The 14,119-nt window shown below is 61.1% G+C and carries 10 protein-coding genes and 1 pseudogene; 1 reads left to right on the forward strand and 10 read right to left on the reverse strand.

Annotated elements, in window-relative coordinates:
* The first annotated feature begins 239 nt into the window (after positions 1 to 239).
* Positions 240 to 5,057 carry a DUF4329 domain-containing protein gene (locus HU727_RS12765; protein ID WP_186531626.1) on the forward strand — a complete coding sequence of 1,606 codons (4,818 nt, stop codon included), beginning with the start codon at positions 240 to 242 and terminating at the stop codon, positions 5,055 to 5,057.
* 50 nt (positions 5,058 to 5,107) lie between these two features.
* Here the strand turns inward: HU727_RS12765 and HU727_RS12770 are convergent, their stop codons facing one another.
* The 10 genes and pseudogenes from HU727_RS12770 to cbiE form a co-directional block, all read right to left on the reverse strand.
* Positions 5,108 to 6,481, reverse strand: coding sequence for a PepSY-associated TM helix domain-containing protein (locus tag HU727_RS12770; RefSeq protein WP_186531624.1), 1,374 nt, complete (start codon positions 6,479 to 6,481; stop codon positions 5,108 to 5,110).
* Positions 6,482 to 6,608: 127 nt separating this feature from the next.
* Positions 6,609 to 8,729, reverse strand: a complete 2,121-nt coding sequence (locus tag HU727_RS12775) for a TonB-dependent copper receptor (protein ID WP_186531622.1) — start codon at positions 8,727 to 8,729, stop codon at positions 6,609 to 6,611.
* 84 nt (positions 8,730 to 8,813) lie between these two features.
* On the reverse strand, positions 8,814 to 9,260 hold the full coding sequence (locus HU727_RS12780; protein ID WP_186531620.1) for a DUF2946 domain-containing protein: 447 nt from the start codon (positions 9,258 to 9,260) through the stop codon (positions 8,814 to 8,816).
* Between the two features lie 21 nt (positions 9,261 to 9,281).
* Positions 9,282 to 9,761 carry a copper chaperone PCu(A)C gene (locus HU727_RS12785; RefSeq protein ID WP_186531618.1) on the reverse strand — a complete coding sequence of 160 codons (480 nt, stop codon included), beginning with the start codon at positions 9,759 to 9,761 and terminating at the stop codon, positions 9,282 to 9,284.
* 47 nt (positions 9,762 to 9,808) lie between these two features.
* Positions 9,809 to 10,207, reverse strand: coding sequence for a DUF2946 domain-containing protein (locus tag HU727_RS12790; RefSeq protein WP_186531616.1), 399 nt, complete (start codon positions 10,205 to 10,207; stop codon positions 9,809 to 9,811).
* A gap of 113 nt (positions 10,208 to 10,320) precedes the next feature.
* Positions 10,321 to 10,644 carry a helix-turn-helix domain-containing transcriptional regulator gene (locus HU727_RS12795; protein WP_186531614.1) on the reverse strand — a complete coding sequence of 108 codons (324 nt, stop codon included), beginning with the start codon at positions 10,642 to 10,644 and terminating at the stop codon, positions 10,321 to 10,323.
* Positions 10,645 to 10,648: 4 nt separating this feature from the next.
* Positions 10,649 to 10,983 (reverse strand): annotated as a pseudogene (locus tag HU727_RS25730) (type II toxin-antitoxin system RelE/ParE family toxin).
* 56 nt (positions 10,984 to 11,039) lie between these two features.
* Positions 11,040 to 11,765: a cobalt-precorrin-6A reductase gene (locus HU727_RS12805; protein WP_186531610.1), complete on the reverse strand. Its 726-nt coding sequence runs from the start codon at positions 11,763 to 11,765 to the stop codon at positions 11,040 to 11,042.
* The gene (locus HU727_RS12810) at positions 11,762 to 12,859 is read right to left on the reverse strand and encodes a cobalt-precorrin-5B (C(1))-methyltransferase (protein WP_186531608.1); all 1,098 of its coding nucleotides are present in this window, start codon (positions 12,857 to 12,859) and stop codon (positions 11,762 to 11,764) included. The genes HU727_RS12805 and HU727_RS12810 overlap by 4 nt, the downstream gene beginning before the upstream one ends.
* Complete coding sequence (cbiE, locus tag HU727_RS12815) at positions 12,852 to 14,063, reverse strand: precorrin-6y C5,15-methyltransferase (decarboxylating) subunit CbiE (protein WP_186531606.1); 1,212 nt, start codon at positions 14,061 to 14,063, stop codon at positions 12,852 to 12,854. Before cbiE ends, HU727_RS12810 begins: the two co-directional genes overlap by 8 nt.
* Positions 14,064 to 14,119: the final 56 nt, after the last annotated feature.

Here is a 14,119-nt window from a genome sequence, read left to right on the forward strand (position 1 = left end):
AAGGGCTGTGCCCGGTCGGGTTCGGGCAGGGAAATGTCGTGTTAGAGCGGTTGCGCGACAGGAGCGTGCACCAGGAGGGGACGGGTTGCTGGCGATGGTGCGTCGGGTGCGCCAGATTGGGGCGCGAGCTGAAGCTCAGATGCGGTTACAGAAACGATAGATATGTACCACAGCGCATGCTAACGGGCGGCACACACTCATTCGATCGATATCCCGATTTTCTTTCCAGGATCTTTATCATGAATGACCAGTCAGGTCGGCCCGCTCGTGCCGTTACGTCCACCCCCAAAATCAGACTGCCGCCTTTGAGTCAGGCTTTTCTGTCCGAGGAGGATGCAGCGTTTTGGGTTCACACGCGCATCCCTAAAAAACTGGCGTCGGAACATGGCAGCCTGATTCTCCTGCGACCGGACGGCAAGTACGTGGCGACATCACCGGTCCCCGCGAAAAGCAATACGTTCGATTTCAGCGCCCTCATCGAACGGGATGCTTCGGGCAATCCCGAGCCGCCTGGCGGATATCGGTTCGTTGCAACCCTGCACAGCCACATCGCTGCTCACGCTGCTGCCCGGGAACATCCGGAACTGGATGAACGGGACGTACGTCTGCTTATCAACTTCTTCTCCAGAATTGATTTCAAAGACGTTGTGGATCGTCGTGCCGACTTGCGCAGTGCCTACCTTTCCGGCCCCGACGGTACCTTGCTCAAGTATTCGCCCAGTGGCTCACAGGAGGAGCTCGATTACTACCGATGGCACGAGGCAGGCGCACAGCCGGGACCGGAACCCTGGACTCGCGATGCGCTGAGCTTCATCAATAGGCTGGCGATTGTTGGTGAGCTGAAAGTCATCGTGTCAAATGCCGACTGGGGCTTCTCGGTGGGCATGGTGCCGCCGGACTGGCGACCGGGGCACAGGTTCTCCACGAGCAGAGTGACCGAGCTGCCACTGATGACCCGCGTCTGCGCCAACGCCGAGCGGGCGGTGCTGGCCGCGTTGAAATCCAGGGGCGCGCTGACCGCCGGACTGGTATTGAAAAAACTCACCGGCAATCAATATGTCGCGACCCATGCTCGAGCGACCGGTTTGGCCGCATGGGACGCCGAACGAGTTTTTCCGGTGGATGCCAACGGGCGGTTGCAGCTGCCGGCAGGCTACTTGCTGGAGGGCTTTTACTTCGCCTCGCGACCCGACCCCACGCAGTTTCCGTCTGCACAGCCGTGGCTTTACGAAAACTTTTTTACCCCGCAGGAAATCGCCCTGGCGATTGAGGCCTTTGGTCGAAGCAAGCATCTGGCTAAGGTCGGGCAAGGGTTGTCCCTGTATATGCAGGCGCAAGACCAGTCAATGCTGAAGTACAGCTTCAGCGGCGATCCGGTTGAAGCGGCGCTGAGCGTCGTGCACCCCGACGGGACGATCGGCGACAACGGCGTGCAATCGAGGTTATTGGCCGGCACTCTTCGTCCTCGCGAGTTTGTCTCGATGCTGGTGTTGGCTGGCGGGCTGGAGGTGCTGCGTGGCAGTGCATTGTGGGCGCGTCTGGGGCCGGTGGATTTGCAGTGGCAACCCTTCGCCCATTTCACCTGGCCGGTATTGAGCAGGGAGTTTCTATCGGCTGATGACGCTGCCCGTTATGCACACGATGAGGTGGGAATCCGCCGTGACCGAGAGTACGTCGGTTATATTTTCCAGCGCAGCGACAACCGCTTCGTCGCGTCCGAACCCATGCCCGGGGATATCGAAACGCTCAGACAGGGTCAGCTCTACCCTGCGGACAATCACGGTCGTGCGGTCTACCCCGATGAACACATCTTGCAGGCACGCTATGTGTCGCATGTTGCGTTGTCGCAGCTGGATCGGGTGCACATCGATTATTTGCGCCTGACACCCTGGGAGGCGTTGCTGAGCCTGCAGATGTTCAGCATCGATGAAACCCGGCAAGCGTTGTTCGACGGTATTGTTTTATATGGCTCGGGTGCCCGGGACAGTTTGATCAGGTTCACACCCTCGACGAGCCCTGCGGCGCAGGATCTGGAAAAACGATTGGGCACCCGTCGGGATCCCGGAACCCTGGTTCCTGAATTGGAGAGCGGCGACAGGCGCCCGGAGGCGTTCGTCCGCGCCCAGGCGGCCGCCGGTGAGTTGGTGAGCCTGATGGATAATCCGGTGTGGGGTTATCGCGGTCCGGTGCTCCAGAACTTTAGCCTGCCGGCGCCGCCCGTACCGATTTTGCCGCCGATTTCGTCGACGATGCCCCCATTGCCCCTGCCGTCTCCGTGGTTGCCCAAGCCCTCTCTTGCGCCGCTTCCTGCCATCGCAATACCCATCCCGTTCGAGTCGATGACTTTGCCCTGGAAACGCCCCGGGTCCGTCACTTACGGAGCAGTCTTTGCCTCGGCGGACGAAGCGGCGCAGAGTCAGCACACACGCGAGCTGCGCTTGCAGGATGCCAACCGCGCGTGGTTTGGCTTCATTCTCAAGCATCGAACCCGCGACGAATTCATCGCCACTGAGCTGATCCCGGTCAACGCGCAACGTGACAATCTGTTTCGACTCGAATCGGTGTTTGCCAGTCGGCATTCGGAACCCTGGTATCAGTTCCCCGAAGGCTTCGTTCTGTATGGCAGTTTCTATTCACATCAGTGGATGAAGCGTACAGCGAATGACGCCTTTGCGTGGCTGGCGCAATTTTTCATGACCCCTGACGATCTGACTGTTGCGATGTACTACTCGCCGCGCCGGTCTGTCATCCTGTCAGGCTTACCCGTGGCGCTGTATATCGCCACTCGGGACGGCGCGTTGCTTAAGTTTGTACCGGCCAGGTCCAACAAGCTGTTCCGCGATGCGACGTCTGCCAAAACTCTCGCGACCTTCAAGGCAGATCTCGCCTCGGCGAAGTCATCGCCATCGGACTACGTCCATGCGGTGGCCGGCAGCGGTGAACTTTCCGTCATGTGCACCAGCCTGTGCTGGGATCGTCCGGGGCGCGTCACGATGACCTGGCGGCCTTACGCCAATGCGCAGCGGCGCTGGCTGGGACCGGTCTTTCACAGCGCCGATGACGCGGCGGTCCATGCCGGAACGCTGTTGCCGTCGATTCAGGACAGAACCTTCGGCGGCCTGATTCTGAGCAAAGGCGATGGCCTGTTTGTAGCCACTGCGCCGATTGAAGTCTCAAGCGAAGATTTCGATATCACAGAGATCATTCCGGATGAGATGAGAGACGCAGGGTTGTTTCCCGTCGGCTGCAGCATCAAGGCGCGCTACCGTTCCAGAATCGTAAGAGAGTTGTCGGTGGTGTTTTCAGCGGTTCAGAAGCAGAGCTACCTCAACATGCTGTCGGTTGACACTGTGTATTCGGCCTTCACCCGTGTGCCGCAGACGAACTGGGATGAGTATCTGTTCGCGCCGGACGGCTCACTGATTCGCTACCATCCAGGCGTTTATGATCGGTTGAAAAGCGATCTCATGGCAGTGCTGACCGATTACAAGACCGTGCCGGCTGCGCTTGACGCACGCGTCATCAAACAGCGGCTGCGCAGCGGTGATTTGAAACCGGGTCAATGGATCGACTCGCTGGCGAAATCAGGCGATTTGCATGTTGTCACGGGCAGCGATCTCTGGGGCATGCCCCGCCAGGTCAGCCGATGGGTTCCTTTCTCGGCGGATCTGCAGCCTGTAGGCGATTACACCCAGGCCACCCGCGCCCCGGTGTGCAGCCCGATCTTCGTTCAGGCGGATGGCGCCGCCCGCTATGTGCATGAAGCAAATGTCAGCCGCGCGACCCAGACCTTCGGTTTCATCCTGCATTCAAACGAAGGCCTTTTCCTCGCTACAGTGCCTGTTACGACGCAGCGTTCCGGCCTGGCGGTAGATCGGGTATTCGAGCAAGGAAAGCTGCTGTCCGGGTATTCGCTGGATGCGATCTATCTACGCGCAGCGCTGCCGCCAGCCGGGGCACTGCCCGGTGACTTGCGTAACTCCTTTATCTCGCCCAGTGATGTTCAGCTGGCGTGCCGGTGGGCCAATACGCCGCAGGGCTACAAACCGATCTACGTTTCGTGCGCCGACGGCGCGCTGTTGAGGTTGCAATTACATCCCTTCGAACCCGGTGATTTTTACGACCGGTTCGGGCAGGTCGAACTGCGTCGCAATACCTTTGTATCGATGGAGCAGGGTGTTGAGGATGAACGCGACATAGCCAAAGGTACCTTCAGCTCTGTCGATTATGTGCACCGGATGGCCCGGGCGGGTCAGCTCGACGTGATTGAAACCAGCGACTACTGGTCGCGTCATGGCCGGGTGCAGGAAGACTGGCAGCCGCGTCAGGCCGATGTGTCCGCGGAGCAGCGCTGGCGAGACCATCCAGTCCCGGCGCTGGGTCCGGTTTTTAATCACCCTGACGACGCTGCCCGCTACGCCCATCAGCGAGTCACCGGTGCTGCCGCTATCGACACCGGCTATGAAGGTGCGATTCTGGCACCGCCAGCCGCGAGGCGGTTTGTCCCACTGGAACCGATCGGTTACCTGGCCACCGAGGCCAGTCCGCTGGTTCGACTCCTGCGCAAGCCTACGGATCCTTCAGCCAACTGGCGCACCCCGGGGGCGCGCTATCCCGAGGGTTACTCGTTGGTGGCTACCCACCAATTTCACCTCTCGGGCAACACCGCCCTGGGCCAGGACGTCGATAAGGTGCACGCCAATTTCGCTTCGCCCTCGATGGTCCTTGAACGTACCCATCAACCGCGAGACAAGGGCGTGAGCATCCGGGACTATTATTATTCGACGATGCACGATGTGCTGATCAAATACGCCCCGGTGTACTCGCCGGCCGAGCGAGAACTGCTGATGACCCAGGACGTAGCCTTTGAGGGCGGGCGGTGGATCAGCCGGCTCAGCCCCGGCGAATTTTTAACGCGGCTGGTGGAGCTGGGTGATTTCAGGGTGTTGATCGCCGGTTTTTACTGGCACCAGACCGGGCGCATGGGGTCCGCCTGGCGAACCCGTCGTCAGCAGGCCCCGGCACCGGGAACCGTGCGGAGGCGGGACGAGCTGTAAGTCGGCCGAGCTGACAGGCGCGGGTCGCTAAAGCTGCCCGCGCCCCTACATCAGTCCGACACATCCGCTGCACGCTGACCGAGTCGCGGCAACATAAAACGGTCCAGCAACCACACCACCACCAGCGACGCCCCCACCAGCGGAAACACCACCGCCAGCGCCAGCATGATCACCACGCCGGTTTTCCATTTCGGCAGATCATGGCGCAACGGCGGCACGCCGAATTTGCCGTCGGGACGACGCTTCCACCAGATCACCACGCCGCTGACGGCACTGAGCAGGATCATCAGGCAGATCAGCAATACGACGATCTGGTTGAAGGTACCGAACATCTTGCCTTCGTGAAGCATCACGCCGATTTCCGTGGCCCGTGCGACTGTGCCGTAGTGCTCGAAACGCACATCCGCGAGGACCTTGCCGGTGTACTGATCGACATGCAACGTGGCGTCGTTGCGCGGGTCATCGGCGAATACCGCAATGGTAAACACCCCGGTGGCGGTGGTTGGCAGGGTGATGCTGTAGCCGGGTTCAACCTTGCGTTCAGTGGCAATGTCCTGCACGGCTTGCAGGCTGACGTCCGGCGCGGCGGGGCCGGCATGGGCGTTGCCGTGGGCCATATGTTCGGCGTGGTCGCCGGACATCGGCATCGGTGTATTCTCCATCGCCCATGGCACGGTCTGGCGGGTCGCGCTGTTGAGGCTGCGCGCCTCGATGTCCGAGGTTGGCACGTTTTCCCACATCGCGGCCGGGAACACGTTCCACACCTGCGCGTATTGCTTGCCCCAGAAACCGGTCCAGGTCATGCCGCTGAGCAGCATCACCAGCAATAAAGTCGCGCCCCAGAACCCGGTGACCGCGTGCAGGTCACGCCACAACACGCGGCCACGACTGCTCAGGCGCGGCCACAAAATGCCCGCCGCCTGACCGCGCGGCCACCACAAAAACAGGCCGGATACCACCAGCACCACGCCCCAGCCGGCGGCCATTTCGATCAGCCGGTCACCGATCGTGCCGATCATCAGTTCGCCGTGAATGGCGCGCGCGATGGCTTGCAGATTCTGTTTGGCGTCCTGCTCGCCGAGGATGTCGCCGTGGTAGGGGTCGACAAACACGTTGAGTTCCTGCCCAGCGTTTTTTACCACGAACTGTGCGCTGCGTTCGGCGTTCGGTGGAGGCAGGTATTGGGTGACCTGGCCTTGCGGATAGGCATTTTTCACCCGCTGCAGCAAGTCATCGGCCGGCACCTTGTGATGCCCGGCCGGGACTTCGAGCAGACTGCTGTACATCAGCGAGTCGAGCTGCGGCTTGAACAGATAGATGATGCCGGTCAAGGCCAGCATCACCATGAACGGCGCGACGAACAGACCGGCATAGAAATGCCAGCGCCAGGCCAGGTTGTAGAAGTTCGGTTGAGGCTTTTGCATCACGTTTGCTCCGCTATGCTTGGATCTTTTCGTTATTTGTCGAGGTTGCTGCGCAACCTTTCGCGAGCAGGCTCGCTCCCGCAGGTTCACCACTGTTCATGTGGGAGCGAGCCTGCTCGCGAAGCTTTCAGAAACTCATATCCACTTTGGTCCAGAGCGTGCGCCCCGGTTCATTAATTGGCTGCGGGTCGTTGGCCGGGTAACCGAACCCGGCGTTGCCGGCCAGGTTCAGGTGCTCGGCGTACGCCTTGCCGAACAGGTTGTCGACGCCGCTGCTGATCTTCCAGTGCTTGTTGATCCGGTACGCGCCGTTAAGCGAAAACACGCCGAAGCCTGAGCTCTGGTCGTAATCCTTGCCGACCACGTTGCCCTTGTTCGCGTCGATGCGGTGCTGTGCGGCGACCACCCGCCACAGTGCTCCGGCGCTCCACCGATCCTGGCTGTAGGTCAGGCCGAAACGTGCATCCAGCGGCGGCATTTGCGGCAGGGCCGAGCCATCGCTGCTGTTCTTGCCCCAGGCGTAGGCCAGCGTCGCATCGGCCTTCCAGTTGTCGGTGAGGTTGTACGCAGCGCCCAGTTCGCCGCCCACGATCCGCGCGTCGATGTTCTCGGCGCGCGAGGTGCTCATGCCCATCATTCGTGGCGTGTAGTCGAAGAGAATGTAGTCACGAACCACGCCGATATAGCCCGATGCCCAGGCTTCGAGGTCGGCGCTTTTGTAGTTGACGCCGAAATCCAGTTGCGTGGTTTTTTCAGGCTTGATCGAGTCGAAGGCGTTGACCGAACCTGCGGGACCGGCGTTGGGTGAAAACAGCTCCCAGTAATCCGGGAACCGCTGTGCGTGGCCGAGGCCGGCGTAGAGCGTGGTCGGACTGTCGGCCAGATCGTGCTCGTAGCGCACAAAACCGCTGGGCAAGGTATCAGCGCGGGTGTCGTCAGCAGTCGGGTTGGGGCGTGACATCATTGCCGACCCGGTCGTTTGTCGATAATCCCTGGCCGAAGCGCGATCGACCCGGGCGCCAGTGATCAGGCGATCACGGTCGGCGGCGTACCAGGTCATTTCGCTGAACACGCCGTAGTTGTGGAAGTCCGCGTCCTTGCTATACGGCAGATTTTTATACGCATCGATGCCCATCGCGCTGCGCTGGCGGTGCTCGTTGGTCTGAGCGTCGAGGCCGGTGATCAGTTGAATATCCGCCCAGCGCCAGGTCGCCTTGATCCGCGCGCCGAGGGTGCGGCGGTCAACGTTGGACGCCATGGGGCCGGCCATCATCCCGGTACCGGATGGCGTGCGCAGGGTGTAGTTGTCCATCACATGGTCGGCATAGTTGTAGTAGACCTGTGCTTCGAGTTTCTCCAACACATCGCTGATGTTGGATTTTTCAAAGCGCACGCCGAGGCTTTCGCGCAGAAACTGCGAGCCGTCCATGCCGCGCCCGGCATAACGTGCTTCGCCATCGCCCTTGCCGGCGGTGAGTTCGATCAGCGTGTCGGCATCCGGCGTCCAGCCCAACGCGATATCGCCGTTCCACTTGTCGTAGCGCGAGGCGACGATGTCGTTGTTGCCGTCGCGATAATCGTCGGAATGCGCGGTGTTGCCGATCACCCGCACATAGCCCAAAGAACCGCCGGCAGCGGCATCGATCACCTTGTCGAAACGGCCGTGGGAGACGGCCAGTACGCTGGCGTTCACGCGGGTGCCCAGTTCGCCGAAACTCTCCGGTTCACGGTCGAACAGCACCGTGCCGGCAGACGCGCCCGGCCCCCAAAGCACAGTTTGCGGCCCTTTGATCACGGTGAGTTTGTCGTAGGTTTCCGGCGAGATGTACGAGGTTGGCGCATCCATGCGGCCCGGGCAGGCGCCTAGCATCATGCTGCCGTTGGTAAGTATGTTCAGACGCGAACCGAACATGCCGCGCAGCACCGGGTCGCCATTGGTGCCGCCGTTGCGCACCAGGGCGAAGCCGGGGATGGTTTTCAGATAGTCGCCGCCATCGCTGGCCGGCACCGGTTGGCGTGGGTCCTTGGGGTTGGTGACGATGGTCAGTGGCGAGCTCGGGGCGATGGCGGTGATCACCGTCGGGCTCAGTTCATCTCTGTGGCCGATGTGATCATCGGCTATCACCAGTGGTGACAGCAGTGCGCCGCAAAACACGGCGATAGCGTGCCTGAACCGAATCCGCGAGGGGTTCAGGGCGAAGAACGCGCGAGCAGAATCCGCGCAGGGAACAACAGTAAACCTGGACATGACAATTTCCATCGAACAGTCGTAAACACCACGGCCGGCAGCCTTGAGCTGTCTTCTCCACCGTGTGCAATCAGAGGTGCGTGTTTATGCGGCGATGGGCGGGGCGCGGGTGCGAGCGCCGGGGAAAAAGGCTTGCCGGGCATGACCCAGGCGCGGGGAGGGCGGGGTGAAAGTGTTCAGCGGGGGGATGTTGAAGGCGACGAAATCCCCGCCGCCGGTCAGCGCCGGGCAATTGAACAGCAGGCTGCAATAACCGCATTTTTCCCACAGCACGTGGTGCGAAGATTGCGGTGGGCAGTGCTCGGCGGCAGGTCGTGCGTCATGCGCGCCGTGATCCATGCCCGGCATGTCCATCGACATGTCCATACTCAGCGGCATCGACGTCGAGGCGTGCTGATCCATCGGCATCGACTGGGAAATCAGTGGGCCGATGAAGATCATCAACATGGCGAACAGGGCGATCCAGCTGCCACGCGTCAGCGGTTGAGCCTGACGGTGATGCGGAACGGGCCTGGCGCGCAAAGGGCGCATGGGCAAAGTCAGCCGGTTCGGTTACTGAGCGTGCACATGGGCCTGTGTGGATTGCGGCGGCTTTTTCTGCACGGCGACTTCCACAGTGACGTCACCGGCTTTCTCGAAGTGCATCGTCAGGGGGAAGCGCTTGCCGTCGCTGAGCAGGCTGCGATCGGTCGGGTTGAGCAGCATTACGTGCCAGGCCATCGGCGCGAAGGTCACGGTGCCGCCGGGCGCAATGTCCACGCTTTGCACTTGTTGCATCTTCATCAGATCGCCCTGCATCACGTGCTCGTGCAGTTGCGCTTCGGGGGCGATGGGCGAATCGACGCTGAGCAGTCGGTCCGCGGTTTTGCCGTTGTTGTGAATGATGAAATAGGCCGCGACGGTCGGCGCATTCGGCGGTAGCTCCTGGGACCACGGATGGGCGATTTCCAGCGCACCCACCTTGTATTCGTGGGCATGGACAAAGCACGCCGGCAACAACAGCGCAGCGAGGACGATGAGTTTCTTGAACATGGCAGTTCTCCAGAACGATTTGAAACGCGGGTTATTGCGCGAACAAATCAGGCCAGAGGGGATGCACGGGGATTGAGACTCGGCCATTGCTGGCGTGGAGCGGGGGCTTGCAACGAGACGGGCGCGACGCTGCGATTACTGTCGAAGCGAGCGAAATAAAGCTGCGGCGAATGCCCCGGCAGCGCCAGCAGTGGCGCCGAGCCTGAGCAACACCAGCAATGCTGCATATTCGAGTGGGTGTCGTTTGGCGGCGTCTTGGGATCCGTGGCTCCGATGTCGATCGCCACCATTTTCATCCCGCTGCCGGTGCAGAAACTGCTCCAGAGTATTTGCTCGGCCGGCGAACTGGCCGCCTGTGCCATCGCCCCGGTCATCGGCATGGCGAGCATGTTGAACAGCACTGCAAAGCAGGCGATCCAGGCAAATGCTAACCGGCGTCGGTTCATGGGACAGGTCCGTTGGGTGGGCGATCAGGCGTGGACTATTTAGCCTGATCAGGGCCGATAAGTAAAAAAGCGTCGTGCGGTTTGGTGTCGCAGAGACCTTATCAACCAGTCGCTTAGCTCACCGGTACTGCATGAACCTCCATATCTACACCCAGCGTAGCTCGAATTACCGAAAATATTTTGGCCAGGTTGTCCATGCTCGGATTGCCTTTGGCTGACAGCATTCGATGCAGACTTTTGCTGGGCTTTTCAGTTTCCCTTGCAAGCTCTTCAAATCCGACAGTCGCGTTGACAAGATCGCGCAAAATGATTCTGGCCACCTCTGGCTCGCCATTCAGAAACAGCGTTGCAGCCTCGTCCAGTAATGCCTGGGCAAATTCGGGGTCACGTTGGGCACGCTCTGCAATTGTATGTTTGTAGCTTCGAGTGAGCGCCATCAAATTATCTCCGGTTCTGTTCAGCTTTCTTTCGGATTCGAAATTCGGCCATCAGTGCTTTCACCTGTTTGATGTCCTGCTTCTGCGTGGATTTGTCTCCGCCACCGAACAAGATGATCAGTCGTTTGCCCTCTTGTACCAGATAGATTCTGTACCCGGATCCCCAGTTGATTCTGTATTCACCGAGGCCATCAACCACTTGATATTGGAGGTGTTACCCATCTCCAACCGTGCCAAGGCAGTGGAAACTCTTGCTGCGGCCTGCACGCTCAAAGTGGAAACCCAACGGCCAAACGGGCTTGAATCGTCTTCTTGTAGATATTCTTCGAGTGTGATCACAGTCGGCCCTGAAGGTAACAAATAGGTTACTTATCATGCAAGCCGTGGATCTTGCCTCAGGAAGTGAACGTCTCCAATTCAACAAGTGTTTCTTGAAGCGTCCAAAACTCCCGATCAACCCCCGGCAACCCCGGCCGCTTCAACACTATCACCGGCACCCCACGTTCCCGAGCCACTTCCAGCTTCGGCTCGGTCGCGCTGCTGCCACTGTTTTTGCTGATCAGTACATCGATCTGCCTGCGATCGAACAGCGCTCGCTCATCCTCAAGCAGAAACGGCCCACGCGCGCCGATGACTTCGCTGCGTTCGTTGCCGGGATAAACGTCGAGGGCGCGCAGGGTCCAGAATTGTTCGGCAGGGATTTCGTCGAGGTGCTGCAACGGTTCGCGGCCCAAGGTGAACAGTGGGCGGGTAAACGGTTTGAGGGCGTCGATCAGTTCGGCCCAGTTGCTGACTTCGCGCCAGTCATCGCCCGGCTGCGGTTGCCACGCCGGACGGCGCAGGGCCCAGCAGGGGATGCCAGCCTGTTGCGCGGCGGTGGCGGCGTTCTGGCTGATTTGTGCGGCGTAGGGATGGGTGGCGTCGAGCAGCAGATCGATGCCCTCGTCGCGAATGAATTGCGCCAGGCCCTCAGCGCCGCCGTAGCCGCCGACCCGAACCTGACAGGTGAGATCGCTCGGCACACGGCCAACCCCGGCCAGACTGTAGATGTGCTGCGGGCCAAGGGTGCGTGCAATCGCCAGCGCTTCAGTCACGCCGCCCAGCAATAGAATCCGCTTCATGCAACACCTGCGGCATGGCCAACGACGCCACCCTGACGATCGATCGCAAACACCTCGACCTGCACCGATCCCGGCACCACGCTGCGGGCAAAGTCCAAGGCGTGGCGGCACACTTCGTCGCCCAGGGCGATCCCCGCCGCACTGGCCATGGCCAACGCCTGCTGACTGGTATTGGCCTCACGAATGCTCTGCTGCAACGCCTCATTCGCGCCAATCGCCGCCGCCCACTCAGCCAGTTGCGGCAAGTCGATGCTCGAATGCCGCGAGTGCAGATCCATGTGTCCTGCCGCCAGTTTGCTGATCTTGCCGAAACCGCCGCAGAGGCTGAGTTTATCCACAGGCACTTTGCGCAGATGCTTGAGCACGGCGCCGACGAAGTCGCCCATTTCGATCAGGGCGATTTCCGGCAGGTTGTAGATCCGGCGCATGGTGTCTTCGCTGGCGTTGCCGGTGCACGCGGCGATGTGCAGATAACCGTTGGTTTTGGCCACGTCGATGCCCTGATGAATCGAGGCGATGTACGCCGCGCAGGAAAACGGCCGGACGATGCCGCTGGTGCCAAGGATCGACAGACCGCCAAGAATGCCCAGACGCGGGTTCATGGTTTTCAATGCCAGCGCCTCGCCGCCCTCGACATTGACCGTGACGTCGAAGCCGCCGGCATAGCCGGTTTCGGCGGCGAGCGAGGTCAGGTGATCGCTGATCATTTTGCGCGGCACCGGATTGATCGCCGGTTCGCCGACGGCCAATACCAGACCAGGGCGGGTCACCGTGCCGACGCCGACACCAGCGTTGAAACGAATCCCCGGTTCGCTCAGCAATCGCACCCGCGAATAGAGCAGGGCGCCATGGGTAACGTCAGGGTCATCGCCGGCATCCTTGATCGTGCCGGCCTCGGCGCCGTTTTCACTCAGACGACAGAACTCCAGACGCATCTGCACCTGCTTGCCCTTGGGCAAAGTAATGTGCACCGCGTCGGCGCTGACGCCGGTGAGCAACAGGCGCGCGGCGGCGAGGCTGGTGGCCGTGGCGCAGCTGCCCGTGGTCAGGCCGCTGCGCAGGGGGGCGGGTTGTTCGGCGGTTTCGTCACGCATCGAGGGGTTTGACCAAATCCAGCAGGGTGATTGGCAATGCCTGACGCCAGGTGTCGAACTCGCCGAGCGGTTGCGCCTGGGCGACATGGATGCGTGTCAGTTCACCGCCGTACTGTTCGCGCCATTGCATCAGGGTGACTTCGCTTTGCAGCGTCACGGCATTGGCGACCAGGCGTCCGCCGGGCTTGAGGTGTTCCCAGCAGGTTTCGAACACGCCTTCGCGGGTGACGCCGCCGCCGATGAAAATCGCATCCGGACGCTCCAGCCCGGCCAGCGCTTGTGGCGCCTTGCCGCGAATCAGTTGCAGGCCGGGCACGCCCAGCGCATCGCGGTTGTGTTCAATCAGTTGCTGACGGCCCTCGTCGGCCTCGATGGCCAACGTCCGACAGCTGGGGTGCGCGCGCATCCACTCGATGCCGATCGAGCCGCTGCCGGCGCCGACATCCCAGAGCAGTTCGCCGGGCGTTGGCGCAAGACGGGCGAGGGTGATGGCGCGTACTTCACGCTTGGTCAACTGACCGTCGTGCCGGAATGCCGAGTCGGGCAGGCCGGCCAATCGTGACAAGCGCGGTGTATTGGCATCGGTCAGGCATTCGATAGCAATTACATTCAGATCGGCAACGACCGGGTTGTTCCAGTCATTGGCTGTGCCGTCGACACGGCGTTCGGCGCTACTGCCCAGATGCTCCAGAACGCTCATCCGACTCGGACCGAAACCGCGCTCACGCAGTAATTGCGCGACCGCCGCAGGGCTCTTGCCGTCATTGCTCAGCAGCAACAGGCGCACGCCGCTGAACAGTTGTGCATTCAGCGCCGCCAGCGGCCGGGCCACCAGCGACAGCGTCACCACATCCTGCAACGGCCAGGCGAGACGGGCGGCAGCCAGCGAACAGGAGGACGGCGCGGGCAGGATCAGCATCTCGTCGCCGGACACCAGACGCGCAAGGCTGGCACCGACGCCATAGAACATCGGATCACCGCTGGCCAGCACGCACACCGCTTTGCCACGTTGTTCCAACACTGGCGCCAGGGAAAAAGGAGTTGGCCATAACTGCTGTTCAGCGCGAATGCACACCGGCAGCAGGTCCAGTTGACGCTGGCCGCCGACGATCCGCGAGGCATTCATCAGGGCGCGTCGGGCATTTTTGCCCAGGCCCCCGAAGCCGTCTTCACCGATTCCCACAACTGTCAGCCAAGGTGTCATACCGTTCCCTGATCCAGGATTGATCTACAAGGGCGGCATGATAACGCGGCGGTTGA

This window comes from Pseudomonas khorasanensis, from assembly GCF_014268505.2.
In the GTDB taxonomy this organism is placed as follows: Bacteria; Pseudomonadota; Gammaproteobacteria; order Pseudomonadales; family Pseudomonadaceae; genus Aquipseudomonas; species Aquipseudomonas khorasanensis.